General features: G+C 47.3%; 13 protein-coding genes, 1 tRNA gene and 2 pseudogenes. 8 read left to right on the top strand and 8 right to left on the bottom strand.

Going from position 1 to position 13,533, the window contains the following annotated elements; all coding sequences use genetic code 11:
• On the top strand, positions 1-729 hold a 729-nt coding region (locus AAX04_RS06090; protein ID WP_156519723.1), incomplete at its 5' end, for a zinc ribbon domain-containing protein.
• An 11-nt stretch (positions 730-740) separates the two neighbouring features.
• Here AAX04_RS06090 and AAX04_RS06085 read toward each other — a convergent pair.
• Together AAX04_RS06085 and AAX04_RS06080 are read right to left on the bottom strand one after the other, a co-directional pair.
• Entirely contained in the window at positions 741-1,646 is a 906-nt protein-coding gene (locus tag AAX04_RS06085; RefSeq protein WP_066795589.1) for an ABC transporter substrate-binding protein, read from the bottom strand.
• Positions 1,647-1,720: 74 nt separating this feature from the next.
• Positions 1,721-2,779 carry a TrmB family transcriptional regulator gene (locus AAX04_RS06080; RefSeq protein WP_066795588.1) on the bottom strand — a complete coding sequence of 353 codons (1,059 nt, stop codon included), beginning with the start codon at positions 2,777-2,779 and terminating at the stop codon, positions 1,721-1,723.
• Between the two features lie 161 nt (positions 2,780-2,940).
• On the opposite strand from AAX04_RS06080, the gene lysS reads away from it, so the two are divergent.
• The 3 genes from lysS to AAX04_RS06065 all read left to right on the top strand — a co-directional run bounded on the left by lysS (position 2,941) and on the right by AAX04_RS06065 (position 5,701).
• Positions 2,941-4,422, top strand: coding sequence for a lysine--tRNA ligase (lysS, locus tag AAX04_RS06075; protein ID WP_066795587.1), 1,482 nt, complete (start codon positions 2,941-2,943; stop codon positions 4,420-4,422).
• Positions 4,423-4,688: 266 nt separating this feature from the next.
• Positions 4,689-5,009 (top strand): hypothetical protein, encoded by a 321-nt coding sequence (locus tag AAX04_RS06070; protein ID WP_084761225.1) that lies wholly within the window; start codon positions 4,689-4,691, stop codon positions 5,007-5,009.
• 83 nt (positions 5,010-5,092) lie between these two features.
• Positions 5,093-5,701 (top strand): hypothetical protein, encoded by a 609-nt coding sequence (locus AAX04_RS06065; protein ID WP_066795586.1) that lies wholly within the window; start codon positions 5,093-5,095, stop codon positions 5,699-5,701.
• A 5-nt stretch (positions 5,702-5,706) separates the two neighbouring features.
• Here the strand turns inward: AAX04_RS06065 and AAX04_RS06060 are convergent, their stop codons facing one another.
• The 3 genes and pseudogenes from AAX04_RS06060 to AAX04_RS06050 all read right to left on the bottom strand — a co-directional run.
• Positions 5,707-6,825, bottom strand: coding sequence for a hypothetical protein (locus tag AAX04_RS06060; protein ID WP_066795581.1), 1,119 nt, complete (start codon positions 6,823-6,825; stop codon positions 5,707-5,709).
• Positions 6,826-6,883: 58 nt separating this feature from the next.
• Positions 6,884-7,009, bottom strand: a tRNA-Val gene (locus AAX04_RS06055).
• A gap of 241 nt (positions 7,010-7,250) precedes the next feature.
• Positions 7,251-7,532: pseudogene (locus tag AAX04_RS06050) on the bottom strand (30S ribosomal protein S26e); the annotation flags it as partial.
• A gap of 275 nt (positions 7,533-7,807) precedes the next feature.
• On the opposite strand from AAX04_RS06050, the gene AAX04_RS06045 reads away from it, so the two are divergent.
• On the top strand, positions 7,808-8,272 hold the full coding sequence (locus AAX04_RS06045; RefSeq protein ID WP_066795599.1) for a YkgJ family cysteine cluster protein: 465 nt from the start codon (positions 7,808-7,810) through the stop codon (positions 8,270-8,272).
• A 53-nt stretch (positions 8,273-8,325) separates the two neighbouring features.
• On the opposite strand, the gene AAX04_RS06040 is transcribed toward AAX04_RS06045, so the two are convergent.
• Positions 8,326-9,453 carry a tryptophan--tRNA ligase gene (locus AAX04_RS06040; RefSeq protein ID WP_066795577.1) on the bottom strand — a complete coding sequence of 376 codons (1,128 nt, stop codon included), beginning with the start codon at positions 9,451-9,453 and terminating at the stop codon, positions 8,326-8,328.
• Positions 9,454-9,614: 161 nt separating this feature from the next.
• On the opposite strand from AAX04_RS06040, the gene AAX04_RS06035 reads away from it, so the two are divergent.
• A complete protein-coding gene (locus AAX04_RS06035) occupies positions 9,615-10,805 on the top strand; it encodes a thiolase family protein (RefSeq protein WP_066795575.1) in 1,191 nt (396 codons plus the stop codon).
• Positions 10,806-10,812: 7 nt separating this feature from the next.
• Here the strand turns inward: AAX04_RS06035 and AAX04_RS06030 are convergent, their stop codons facing one another.
• Positions 10,813-11,781, bottom strand: a complete 969-nt coding sequence (locus AAX04_RS06030) for a metallophosphoesterase (RefSeq protein ID WP_066795572.1) — start codon at positions 11,779-11,781, stop codon at positions 10,813-10,815.
• 127 nt (positions 11,782-11,908) lie between these two features.
• On the opposite strand from AAX04_RS06030, the gene AAX04_RS06025 reads away from it, so the two are divergent.
• Positions 11,909-12,571 carry a 30S ribosomal protein S7 gene (locus AAX04_RS06025; protein ID WP_084761224.1) on the top strand — a complete coding sequence of 221 codons (663 nt, stop codon included), beginning with the start codon at positions 11,909-11,911 and terminating at the stop codon, positions 12,569-12,571.
• A 137-nt stretch (positions 12,572-12,708) separates the two neighbouring features.
• On the opposite strand, the gene AAX04_RS06020 is transcribed toward AAX04_RS06025, so the two are convergent.
• Positions 12,709-13,263 carry a 50S ribosomal protein L22 gene (locus AAX04_RS06020; protein WP_066795567.1) on the bottom strand — a complete coding sequence of 185 codons (555 nt, stop codon included), beginning with the start codon at positions 13,261-13,263 and terminating at the stop codon, positions 12,709-12,711.
• Between the two features lie 93 nt (positions 13,264-13,356).
• On the opposite strand from AAX04_RS06020, the pseudogene AAX04_RS12585 reads away from it, so the two are divergent.
• Positions 13,357-13,479 (top strand): annotated as a pseudogene (locus tag AAX04_RS12585) (TRIC cation channel family protein); the annotation flags it as partial.
• Between the last annotated feature and the right edge of the window lie 54 nt (positions 13,480-13,533).

Genomic DNA, 13,533 nt, shown 5'->3' with positions numbered 1-13,533 from the left:
GAGAAGCCTAAAGGCAGTAATAAGGCTTTCATAGACATTGGTTTAAACAATTTGTTTGCTGTGGTTTTCAATCACAGTGACACTGCGATTTTAATCAAGGGTTCGAGTATTAAGGCTGAGTACTACTGGTGGAAGAGGGAAATAGGCACCTACCAATCAGTCAGAGACTGGCTGAGGAACCACGGATTCGAAGCATGGAGGAGGTACCATGCCTATTGGCTGCATGCCAAGTATAAGCAACACGAGAGGCTAAGGCACTACTATAGGACAGCAATCAGATTCCTAGCGAGGATAATGCATGAAATGGGTGTTGATGAGGTATTCATCGGATACCCCTATTTAGTGAGTCAAGATGATGGCAACGAGTATAATGTGAACATTTGGTGGTTCAACAAGGTCATTAGGTGGTTGGGTGAGGTATTGCGGGAGTACGGCATAAGGCTCAACGTGGTTAATGAATACGGGACTAGTAAACAATGCTCAATATGCAGCATGAAGCATGAAAGTGGCAGAGTCAAGAGGGGACTATACATATGCCAGACAACTGGGATCAAAATCAACGCCGACCTAAACGCAGCAAGGAATATTGCAAAAAGAGTGGGCTATGAGACGCCTATACCAAAGAAGATACTGAGCTACATAATCACCACTAACGGAGTAAAACCATTAACCCCCATGGAGGGGGAAACAACCAAGACCCCCAAGATTAACCCTACCTCCCCGAGGTAGGGAGGGGGTCATCAGCCCGGTGTACTGTTGACTACCTTAAGCTGTGCTTCAGATAACCCAATCCAGTCGTACGTAATCTTACCGGCAAGCATGCCGCTTAAGGCCTGTGTGTTGCCACCAGTCTCCCAAACCACAGCCGTTGGGTCGTAGTATTGCCAGGATGCGAAGGGGAAGACCTGGTACCATGAGCTTAACAGGTTGGGTGGTTCAAGGGTGAAGTGGAGGTAGGTTGTGCTAACGTAGCTTAGGTAATACGGGTATAGGCCGTAGTATGGAACCACGTACTCGGTTATGTTTGTTGCGAATTTAGTCGCCTGAGTAACATTCATGGTCTTTAATTCATCCACTATTGGTTTCCAGACTGGGTATGGTACGTCTATCCAGCTTGTTAGTAGCCAGTATGGTATGTATGGGGTCCATTCTTGGAATAGGAATTGTATCGTGTAGTTGTTCAACACCCTAACATCCTCATCCACTAGGGACTGGTTAATCCAAGGCACATACCAGGCGAATGCCTTCATACCAATGTAAAACTGAGCATAAACATCCCAAGCAGTGAAGGGTATTGCATTAGTGCCGTTGAACCAGTATAGGCCAGGCCTAAGGTAAATAGTCAAAATACCACTACCATTAGGCAAAACCTGAACAGTCCAATTTTCGGCTAGTATAGGCCACCATTGGCCTGTTAATGGGTTGAAGGCTGCCAATGGTAGGTAGTCCCACGTGTTACCAATCATGTTGCTTGGCGCGTAGGGATTCCACATTGGTGTGCCGGGGGTTAGTATTATTGTTACTGGGTTTCCACCTATGATCTGCGGCCTCTGCTGAGCATACACAACCGCTGCACCGTACACGGCCATTACAGCCACGGCCAGTATAACCATTACCCTTACCATTGAGAGTTCGTTATTGGGCATAGGCTATTTAATGTGCTGGTGTTTTTAAATTTTACTACATGGCTTAGTATAATTTGCTCAAGTCACTGGCAAGGTTACATGCCTTGGCTCAAGGGATTAATTTCAACGTACTCGGACTCCACGTCCTCAATCAATGCATTTGTGCCACCCACTAGTATTGGTTTGCCGCCGCCCTTGGGTATTAGCTCGAAGTTCACCACATCACTACTTATGGTTACGTTAACAGGTGTGCCAATTAGGCTCACCTCTTCACCTGTCTTTGTTAAGTAACCCTTAACCTTAACCTCTATGTTTAACCCAATCTCCCTAGCCCTAAGTATCTCCCAGGTGGCGAACCTGTGCGAGTTGAACACCAATGGGTAATCCGACTCCTTAAACTCCCTCCTGTATACCGTTTGGGCACGCCTCCACGCATCGAACAGGCTATGTATGAACTGCAGGGTCATTGCCCTATCCCTAAACACGTAGCCGTAGGCGCCGTTTCTATCGCTCAGACTGGCCTTAATCATTGTGAACACGCATGATTCTGCGTCTGGTGATATTAGGGAGAATGGGCCAAGCCTATTGGTCTTAACCTCAACTACATTATCAATGCCCTTTAGGCTTGTTAATAACTCCTCATCTAAGTAGGGGTAGATGAATACGTATACCTTAACCCTTGGGTTAAGGCCCTTAATGTACTTTAACAACCTACCTAGTAACATGGGGGTCGCTGATATGTACAATTCACTCTTAGCCTCCTGAATCAATGCCGCGGAGTTATTCACAATATTATCAATACCCCTCGTAACCCACACCAGGCTCCTTGACCTTTCACCCCTGGTTAATGAAGAAATGGCCTTCACGATGGCTTGCTTACGCCTTGACGCCTCATTTTCAATCATCTCCATTATTAACCCTACGCTTATTGGCTCGTAGACCTTGGGTTTACTGTGCTGAATATTAACAAACCCCTTCCTCTCCAGGGACATCATTACATTGTATAGTTGGGGTTGGTGTATTGATAGGTCGGCCATTATGTCCTTGGCAGTGGCGCTACCTCTCATTATTAGGTAGGCTAACACCGTGGCCTCCTTTTTAGACAACCCAAGTATCATTAATGCATCCACTAGGTCATCATCCACCTGCAGCATCAGGGGCTAGTTAACTCTAGGTGATTTAAGTGCTTAACCTATGTAGTCTCATTTATATTCAACTTAAATTATAATTGTTATTAGGTGGCTTAACGGCGTAATTGTTAATTGATCATGAGGGGTACAAGGTTTAAAAGGCCACTGCCGCCTTGCCGTTAAGTATGTATAAACCCCAGTGGGACCCCAACAGGTTAAGGGTTGTTGAGGAGTTGAGGAGTAGGGGTGTTAATCCTTATCCGCATAAGTTCGAGTTCACTCACACCATTGCGCAGATAAGGGAGTTGGCTAAGAATTACCCGGTTAGCCATGACCCATTCTACAGGGGTATCAGGACGGTGGGTAGGGTTGCTAACATCAGAAGACATGGTAAGGCGTCATTCGTCGATATCTTTGATGAGGGGGAGAGGCTTCAACTTTACCTGAGGGTTAATGAACTTGGTGAGAGGTTTGAGGAGTTCCATAGGTTCATAGACAGGGGCGATATCATAGGGGTTGAGGGTGACTTATTCTACACGCTTAAGGGTGAATTAACGCTATTGGTCCGCAACTATGAGCTACTCTCAAAGGCGCTGCTTGAACCACCTGACTGGAGTAAGTACACTACCGAGTGGAGGTACACGCACAGGTACCTTGACCTCCTTTACAATAGTGAGGCCAGGAGGGTAATTCAAACTAGGTTTAGGGTGATTCAGGCGATAAGGGAGTTCCTCAACTCAAGGGGGTTCCTTGAGGTTGAGACCCCTGTTCTTCAACCAGTCTACGGTGGGGCATTGGCCAAGCCCTTTAAGACCCATGTTAATGCCCTTGATGAGGACTGGTACCTGAGGATTAGCCTTGAGCTTTACCTGAAGAGGTTCATAGTGGGTGGTTTTGATAAGGTTTACGAGATCGGTAAGGTCTTTAGGAACGAGGATATCGACGTACACCACAACCCGGAGTTCACAATGCTTGAGCTTTACTGGGCCTACGCTGATTATAATGATGTGATGAAGCTGACTGAAGAAATGATATCGCAGGTGGCAGTTAAGGTGCTTGGTTCATCAACGGTCAAATACCCCATTGGTGAGGGGAGGTACGTTGAGATTAACCTGACAGCCCCCTTCAAGAGGGTTACCATGTATGAGGCACTCAGCAGCGAGTTAGGTAGGGATGTTGAGAAGATGAGCGATGATGAGTTAAGGCGGCTAATGGATGAGAATAGGCTTGTGCCCAGGGGTGGGCAGTATGTCAGGGGATTCATGATTGAGAAGCTCTTCGATAAGCTCGTTGCGCCTAAGCTTATCCAGCCAACCTTCGTAACAGACTATCCCCAGGAAACAACACCACTGTGTAAGCCCCATAGGTCCAAGCCTGGTTTAATAGAACGCTTCGAACTATACATAGCCGGTCTCGAATTGGCAAATGCATATACTGAGCTTAATGACCCTGTGCTTCAGCATAAGTTCTTCGAGGAGGAGGCTGAACGCTTCAAGAGGGGTGACGAGGAGGCCCACCCCTACGACTACGACTTCGTGATGGCCCTCAGCTACGGCATGCCACCCACGGGTGGCCTAGGCGTGGGTATTGACAGGCTAGTCATGGTCCTAATAGGCCAATACTCAATTAAGGAGGTGATACCATTCCCAATGGTTAAGGTGCAATAATAAGGCCGCCCCCTCCCCTGCCTATACAGTAGTGAACCGTGTTATTGCTATTATCCGTTGGCAGGGGTTAAGTTAAAGTGTTTTAAATAGGCCGCCTGAGCCTTAGGGCTAATTAGGAATGATGAGGCGTGGTAGGGATGAGAAGTGATTGGTCTAAACCAGGCTGAGCACGTTCCTAACATTAAATGCATTGGGACTGGTATGGAAGGGCTGGGGAAAAATGCTTAAATATTTTAAGTTAGCAAGCCTAGTGAACGGGGGTTAACGTGAGGATTACTGTCCCAAAGGCCCCAGCTAAGGTTCAGCTTTGCATTGGGGCTAGTTGCCAATACTTCATCTGCGTTAAGAAAGCCTTAAGGTTTATCCAGGGTAAGGCAATATGCGGCCTAACCAATGACCCATGCATAGGCTACAAGTGCCAGTACGCAGCATGCAGCGCCCACGCCATGGCTCCTAATGGCGAGTGCACGTTAAATATGAGGGATAAGGAGGTTAAGGATGTTGCAGAGGAGGCTAAGAAGATGGAAAAGGATGTATCCAAGATTAAGAGTCACCTGAAGAAGCTGGGTCTCGATGACTACATATAATGTTTCAGTTTACTTCTTTAAAATCCTGGTTTTCAAGCATTGAATATTAATATTTAAAAACCGGCTATTCAACTAACAACGTAATGAACAGGATAGACGTAGTCCTGCTGATATACACAGTGGCCGTTATTGCATTAGTGTTCATATTCTTCACCAACATAGGGTTCTCAACGTTCATAGCATTCAGTAGGGGATTTAACTCACACATAACCATACCCCTACCCCTCGACACCATAGTCGTGAGTGATAACCCTAATGGTATAGTGTTTGTAATGATAACACCTGATAAGCTATACTACCTTCTTTTAGAGGCCTCCGTAATCTCATCCATACTGGGGCTTATGTTACTGCTACTAACTAGGTTAATGTACAGGCGTGTGGTGAAGAGCATCCTTAATGACGGTAAGGCATCGCTTAAGTTACTTATCCCGACATCACTACTTGCACTGGGGCTACTCCTAATTATCCCACTACCAATTAGCATATACCTAAGTAACGGTTACATAGTTGTGATGACTAATGCAGGTGTGGTGTTCAGTGGATTATTCCTACTCCTATCCTCAATTTCACTACTGTCGATAACGAAGATGTATAGTGGGCATGACGATTTAACCGAACTGGCTGTGGAGATTGAGTTAACCGAAAGCAATACAGTGCCTATGGAGTATGATGAGGTCACCAGTGCATCATAGTCGAATCAATCAACATTAACAATGCATAAAGCCGAGACCGCATTCTGGTTCTGGAGGGAGTAGAGTATGTCTAGGGCTAGAGGCTTTGATTGGTCATACTGAGTTATGGTTACTGAAGCTATGAGGTGTGGTTCACTGGGTAGGATCACAGTATCCACCACGGTTAGCGAGTCTATTATATTTATCGACTCGATGAGCTCTAGGCTGCCGTTAACCTGCCTAACGGTTACATTAGACTCAATGTTGATTAACTGGCCATTAACCTTAACTCGCCCTATAGCCACCAGTATTGGGTTACCTTGGTACACTGGGATGTTGATTATCAACATTACCTCACTGCCGTAGCTCAATATTTGACTGGCTAGGTTAAGCGTAGGCTTAATCGTCACGTTGATTAAGCCGGAACCGCCACTGCCCACTATGGTTACGTTGCACGTTGAATGTAGGTTTCTTAAACCATACTCATAGATGTAGCCCCCGGACTTCAGGTAATTCACGGTATCGTTCAGGTTAAGTAAAGTATTGTTTAGTTGACTTAGGGTATTCATTAAACTGCTGTAGTTTGCCTCTAATGAGTAGTATCTAGCGTTTAATATTGTATAATTTCTGTAAAGAGAATTAATGTAATTTTGCAATATAGCGGTTTTATTACTATAATTACCCGTAACAGCCTCAAGGGTCCTATTGCACAGCATTAGATTACTGGTTAGGGCCTTAATTATGCTGTTGGACTTAGAGATATTAACGTATAGATTGCTTATGATTCTAGTGTAATTACCCACCTCCATTCTTAGGTAATTACTAGCGTTCAAGCACTCATCATACTTACCCAATGTCTCATTATACATGGCCACGGTTATGTTGTAACTCGCCAGTAACCTACCGTATGAACTCACTAGGTTAGTGTAGTTGCCCTTTAACTTACTGTAGTTAACGCTAATCAACGAGTATTTCATCACCAGTTCATTATAATTAACCTTAAGGGTCGAGTACTCGGCGCTTAGACTAGTGTAATTACTAGCGAGGGTGATGTACCTACCTGATATGCCACCGATGGCCAACAGCAACTCCACTAATAATACAAGCATCAAAACCACAGCCACCAATGATAAGTTTATCCTCATCACCTCACGTTTAACTCAACGCTAATTAAGCATTTTCCCAACGAGAATCTCCATAGCCTGGTGGGCCCGCCGGGACTTGAACCCGGGATCTCCCGCGATCCAATGCCTGGGGCTTTGTGATTGCAGACCCACCAGCCCCAAGCCACGTCAGGCGGGCATCCTAACCAAGCTAGACTACGGGCCCTTAAGACTGCTTGTTTCATTATGGTTTATAAGTTTTTCCATGGGGTACTCATATTAATGGTATAGATTCAGCCACCCTCATTAGATAAGTGGCTTCACTTGGTTGTTTGAGCATCGCCACTGGTGTTGGTTGGGTTTGAGCCTGCCTGAGTTGTCTCATTACCCGTGGGCGCCTGTGGGGGTGCTGGGGTTGCTGGTGCGGTGACTGGCAGTCTCTGTAGCGGCCTCTGCTGGCTCCTTAAAATTGGCTTCCTGCTCTTCCTCTCATCCTCAGACCTAACCTTAATGACTCCTAGGTATATTGCGCAGTTTATACAGTAAGTCTTGGTAATATAGTACCTGGGTATTATTGCACCCTGCTTCTCAAGCTCCTTAGCCAAATCCGCTGGTATTGGTGAGTAGGGTACCGTGACCCTAACGGCCTTAGACCTCGGTATCATTTTACCGCAGTTATCGCAGTAAACCACCGACTCCTTACCCTTATCTCCCTTATGCCTACCCCTATTCTTCCTCTTCTTTGGCACGAACCACCATTTAGATCCTAGTATTTAAGTCTTTCCTTAAACTTAACACCTAAGGAATCCTCAAATTGAGCGTTGGGGAGTATTTATAGGCGGTGCGCATCACCATCTAATTATTACGCTTAATCCTAACTAAGCCTGCAACAGCAGGTGGGTTAACCATAGGCGTAGGTGATAATCAATAACCCCCGCTTTTGAGGGGGTGTTCTGCTGTGTGGTTTTTGGCGTAGGGTTTATTAATCATTACTTGCCTTCGTTTCGCCGTATTGGTGCTAGGCATGAGTAATGTGATAGGTGACTTAAGGTACGTTGAGGTTAAGTTCAAGTGCACTGTCTGTGGCCTATGTTGCATAGACACCAAAATGGAGCTACTACCTGAGGATATTGAGAGAATTGAGACCCTTGGGTATAGGTTAGAGGACTTCGCTGTTTTTGATGAAGATAGTGGGGTGTGGAGGTTGAGGAATGTTAACGGCCACTGTGTTTTCTTTAATGAGGAGACTAAACTATGCAAAATTTACGAGAATAGGCCCATTGGCTGTAGGCTGTACCCACTTAACTACGATGATGAACTCGGCGTCGTGGTTGATAAATACTGCCCACAATGGGGTACTGTGCCACCCAGTGAGGTTAATAGGTTAAGGCCGATTGTTGAGCTGTTCGTTAGGAGGATTAGGGAGACTGACGTTTACGTTAAGGCTAGGAGGGCTGGGATAAGGATTAGGTTGAGGATCGGTCAGTAACCAACCACCACGAGGGTATCACCTGGCTTGTTTAAGCGGCTTAGGACTATTGACTACTTAAACTTAACTGATATCTTGTATTCACTTACCTTATCCTTAGCCTTTTCCCTCAGTTCCCTATGCCTATTTAGGAAGGCGCTAACCCTCTCATAAAGTATCAGCTTGCATTCACCGCACAGAAGCCTACCACCCCTACAGTCCTCGTAAATCCTCTTAACCTCATCATCGCTATCACTGAGGAGTGTGTGGTACCTGTAGACTGGACATATGTCTGGGTTACCACCCAGCCTACGCTGGAGTTCGGCTGTTGGTTGGCCGCCGGTGAAGGCGTTCATTATCTTCCTCCTGACCTCCTTGTCATCGTCATTGATGTATAGGGCTGAGTCGGGGTTAGAGGCGCTCATCTTATCCTCACCTGTTAAGCCTGGGAGAAACTTACTGTATAACGTGGCCGGCTTGGGGTAGTTGAGGGTCTCAGCAATATCCCTGGCCAGCCTGAAGTATGGGTCCTGGTCTATGGCCGTGGGTATTAATACGGGGGTTTCACTGTTAAGAAGCTCCGTGGGTAGGAAGGCGACTGCTATCTCCATTGCAGGGAAGAAGGTTGCGCCTATGTTGTTTGAGTCCGTTAGGCCGAAGGTGTTTTTAACCGTTGATAAGGTTAGCTTCTTAGCCACCTTAACGGCTATCTTGTACAGGTAAGCCACGTCATCCGTGTCCACTATTATGTGTAGCCTATCCGGCGTGAAGCCAAGGGCTATTAGGCTTAGCGCATTGTCGTAGGCCAGTCTATTAGTCTCCTCAAGCGTGTAGCCATCCCTCACCAGGAACTTCTCATCATCGGTTAACTCGAAGAAGTAGTGGACGTTGAACTTGTCCACGAACCACTTTGTCAGTATCCAGGGGACTAGGTGGCCTATATGCAGGTCGCCGCTTGGCCCCCTACCATTGTACAGCGCCCATGATTCACCCGACCTAGCCCTCTCCAGAATCTCCCTAAAACCCCTATGGGCGTAGAAGAAGCCCCTCCTGATTAGGTAATGCACGTCACCTCCAGTTAGGCCTTTAAGCAGATTTAGGTCCTCGTCGGTGAGTAGCTGAACACCGAACTCCCTGGCGAGCCTTAGGTAATCTACCTTACCCTTAACCTCCCAGGGTGTGACTGCGTACTCCTGCCCCAGATGATAACCACCAGGCCGTGTGTTGTTGGGTGTATAAAAGCTTTCATACGGGTTAGGCCAATTAACCCCACCGGCAGTATTCCATTGAGTTAGTTACTCAACGTAACGCTATTCGTTGATTACTAAACATTTTTAAATTCACATTCACACGCTTAACCACTATGAACAGTGAGGTGGTTATAGTCGGGTACGTTAGGACGCCCATAGGTAAGTTCGGTGGGGCGCTTAGGAACGTTAAGTCGCCTCAACTGGCCGCTGAGGCGATAAGGGCCCTCCTCAAGAGGAGTGGGGTTGAGCCGTCAATGGTTGATGAAGTCATCTTCGGTTCAACACTACAGGGTGGGATGGGGCAGAATATTTCACGTTACGCAGCGCTATTGGCTGGCTTACCCAACTCTGTTAGTGCCTATACTGTTAACAGGGTTTGCTCATCAGGCATGCAGGCTATTATAGATGCGTACAGGGAGTTGGTGCTTGGTGATGCATCCATAATCATAGCCGGTGGTGTTGACTCAATGAGCACCCAGCCGATAGCCCTACCAAGTGAGTACAGGTGGGGTGTTAAACACTTCATAACTAAGGTTGTTCAGCCAATAGACCTAATGGTGTATGATGGGTTAATAGACCCAGTGACAATGATGGTGATGGGGCAGGAGGCTGACATGGTGGCTAAGGAGAATGGGATCACTAGGGATGAGCTTGATGAATACGCCTACATGAGCCACATGAGGGCTGTTAAGGCTACTGAGGGTGGGTTATTCAAGGAGGTGGAGCCCATTGACTCAACCATAGGTGGGGAGAGGGTTAAGCTGGACCACGATGAGGGTATTAGGCCGGACACCAGCCTGGAGAAACTTAAGGCCCTTAAACCAGCGTTCACCCCAGACGGCCTACACACGGCAGGTAACTCATCACAGCTTAGTGATGGCGCAGCGGCGCTGCTGCTCACGACGATGGATAAGGCTAGGGAACTGGGGCTTAAACCGATAGCCAGGGTAATCGGCTACGCCTGGTACATGATAGAGCCTAGGCGTTTCACCGAGGCCCCCACGTACGTAATAGATAAGGTGCTTAGGAAGCTTAACCTAAGCCTAGGCTCAATAGACTACTTCGAGGTTAACGAAGCCTTCGCAGTGGTTAACGTACTGGTGCATAGGAGGCTGGGCATACCGTACGATAGGATGAACATATTCGGCGGGGCAATAGCCATAGGCCATCCCCTGGGCGCCAGCGGGGCTAGAATAGTAACAACACTGTTAACCGGCCTTGAGCACCTTGGTGGCAGGAGGGGTGTTGCTGCCCTCTGCCACGGAACTGGGGGAGCCACGGCCCTTGTCGTTGAGAGGCTTTAGGATTGAATTAACCCCTAACCGGCACGTAATTAACCTTATTACCATCGATGCTTATTATAATTCCCCTAAGTATCCCATACTGATACTCACTACCAGCATTGAAGACAGGTATCCTTGAACCATCAACCTTAAGGTAATCAACACCGCCCGATTCGTGGATATGGCCGTGGAGGCCCATTAATGGCTTATACTCCTCAATAATCCTCCTAACCCCAGTGCTACCCACGTGGGTGAAGACAACCTCCCCACCCCTCCTAACAACCTTAAAGTCACTGGTCAGCATGGGGGCCTGGTCTATCAGCGTGCCATGGGGTGGCACGTGAACCACCAGTATTGTCCTTGAGTAGGCGCCGCCGTCAAGCTTATTCATTAACCTACTTAACCTGTTGTAAATGTCCTCCTCACTCAACTCCCTGTGGGTGTTCCAGGGGGTTATGTTGGAGTAGCCGAAGCCGACAAGCAAGTGGTCGTTTAGGTTAACGATGCCCTCGTCGAAGGGTATTATGCTGCCCCACTGCCTATTAACCACGGCATCAATGACCTCATTTGGGTCGTCATTGCCTGGTATTATGTATAGCTTAACACCCTGCTGCCTATACCTCTCGTCAATTATGCTTAGGTACTCAACAACGTCCTTAGCCATTGTTTCATTGAAGACCTTGTTTAAATAATCCTTATCATTAACCATCCTCTCATGCTCCTCCTCACTAACAACCCTAACGTGGTAACCCGAGGCCCTAAGCTCCTTAATCTTAACCTCAGCCTCACTGCCCTTAAACACCTTGTTCTCGCTGATGATGGGGATCCTATATGAGTCACCTGGAAGCTTAATAACAGGTGCAAGTACCTTACCAGCTAAGTCACCTGCAAGTACCACTGCATCAACCTTGTAGAACCTCACGGCGTTAGACAGCTTCCTATAGGCTACCTCCGAGCCGTGTAGGTCCGATACAAGCAGTAGTTTAAACTTACTCATAAGGCCCTTTCAAGGGTTTATTTAAAAATCTAACTCTGGATTTCGCAATTTAATTTAAATCATTCAATCAATTGATTAAATTTAACCGGCGCGGGAGTTTTAAAAACCCAATGCACACACCCCCACCGTGGCGCAACAGTTATCGAAAACCACCAGGGTTGAGGAGTTGGCACCCGGCATTGAGATAATCGAGGAGTGCCCGAGGGACGTGAAGGCGCTTGACGGTAGCCCAATACTACTCTTCGGTAAGTGGGACGTCAGCGGCATCGTTGTTAGGGATCCTGGGCTCAGGAGATATATGTGCCTCAAGCCGATGATACTCCCACACACCGAGGGTAAGTACCAGAACAGGAAGTTCGGCAAGGCTATGATACCGATAGTGGAGAGGCTGATCAACCAACTCATGAAGCCCGGTAAGAATGCCGGGAAGAAGCAGAAGGCCTATAAGATAGTTAAGACTGCCTTCGACATAGTTTACACGGCAACTGGGAAGAACCCTGTTCAAGTTTTTACTGACGCCATAGTTAACGTAGCCCCCAGGGAGGAGATTACTAGGGTCATCTACGGTGGTATAGCTTACCCAGTCTCCGTTGATGTTAGCCCAATGAGGAGACTTGACTTGGCCATAAGGTGGATTGCGGAGGGGGCTAGGGCATGTTCATTCAATAACCCAAGGCCCATAGAGGATTGTCTAGCCAGCGAGATAATTGCAGCGGCTAACAATGACCAAGCCAGTTATGCGTTAAGGAGGAGGGATGAGATGGAGAGGGTTGCCGCAACAGCCAGGTAACGGTCTTTTTGTCCTAAGTTAACTCGCCTTAATTCAGTAATTAATTTCTCAGCAAAAATTCCCCATAACCCCCTTTCTCTTACCTCCCCAATAACCAACCCCTCTAAAGGTTAATTGAATGGGCGTCGGTTAAATGCTTATACAGCCTTAAGGACCCTGGCCCAACTGAACTTCCTTGGGACCAGGTCGGCTGGTAGCTCAACACCAACAAGCTCTATGTTAACCGTGTCGTGGAACCACGGTGTAGCCCTACCGAAGGCCCTCGGCATGTAGTTCTTAATCCTCATACCCTTACTTGCCGACGCATGCACAATCACAGTGCTATCAACGTTTAAACCTCTATAACTGGCGTTGTTCTCAAGGTTCCTAAGGACCTCTAGGAAGGCATCCGCCACCTTAACCGGCCACTTGGCCACGGGCCAACCAACCCAAGGCACGTTGTGGTGCGCCTGCTTCTTAGTGAACTCCTTGATGGGTACAGGCGCCTCAAGCTTCTTAACCCTCTCCATGTACTCCTCCGCCTGCTTAATGGTTAGGAACCTCACAGCCCTGGCTGTTTCAATAGCCTTCTTCCAACTAATCCTATACTCAAAACCCCTAGCCCTAGCTATCTGGTCAGAGGTCACGGTTACGTTATACCTCCTCTTAACCAAATTGATCACATCCTCGTCACTAACCGACCAATACCTCATTAATCAAACCCATGCATTGGAGATTATTTAAACATTTCCAGCCCAATGAATGGCCAGAGGAGTCCTTAATAAAAAGCGCTGTAAGGATCCGTTATGAATATTGTACTCACGGTAACAAACTACATTGGTATAGTTGCATTTACCGTGTCCGGTTCCATGAAGGCCATTAGGAAGGGGATGGATCTACTCGGCGTTATTGTGCTTGGATTCGTGACAGTATGGTCAAGCCTCGCCCCTTCTAGGGGCGGGATCGTCCCACGTAGTGGGGTC

It is taken from the genome of Caldivirga sp. MU80, assembly GCF_001663375.1.
Taxonomy (GTDB): domain Archaea; phylum Thermoproteota; class Thermoprotei; order Thermoproteales; family Thermocladiaceae; genus Caldivirga.
Note: the sequence above shows the minus strand (reverse complement) of the source record. Positions and strands in the feature narration are given on the sequence as shown.

Coding starts and splice junctions, on each gene's coding strand:
- AAX04_RS06065 (WP_066795586.1), top strand. CDS start 5,093: ATGAACAGGATAGACGTAGTCCTGCTGATATACACAGTGGCCGTTATT.
- AAX04_RS06045 (WP_066795599.1), top strand. CDS start 7,808: ATGAGTAATGTGATAGGTGACTTAAGGTACGTTGAGGTTAAGTTCAAG.
- AAX04_RS06060 (WP_066795581.1), bottom strand. CDS start 6,825: ATGAGGATAAACTTATCATTGGTGGCTGTGGTTTTGATGCTTGTATTA.
- AAX04_RS06035 (WP_066795575.1), top strand. CDS start 9,615: ATGAACAGTGAGGTGGTTATAGTCGGGTACGTTAGGACGCCCATAGGT.
- AAX04_RS06080 (WP_066795588.1), bottom strand. CDS start 2,779: ATGCTGCAGGTGGATGATGACCTAGTGGATGCATTAATGATACTTGGG.
- AAX04_RS06030 (WP_066795572.1), bottom strand. CDS start 11,781: ATGAGTAAGTTTAAACTACTGCTTGTATCGGACCTACACGGCTCGGAG.
- AAX04_RS06085 (WP_066795589.1), bottom strand. CDS start 1,646: ATGCCCAATAACGAACTCTCAATGGTAAGGGTAATGGTTATACTGGCC.
- lysS (WP_066795587.1), top strand. CDS start 2,941: ATGTATAAACCCCAGTGGGACCCCAACAGGTTAAGGGTTGTTGAGGAG.
- AAX04_RS06020 (WP_066795567.1), bottom strand. CDS start 13,263: ATGAGGTATTGGTCGGTTAGTGACGAGGATGTGATCAATTTGGTTAAG.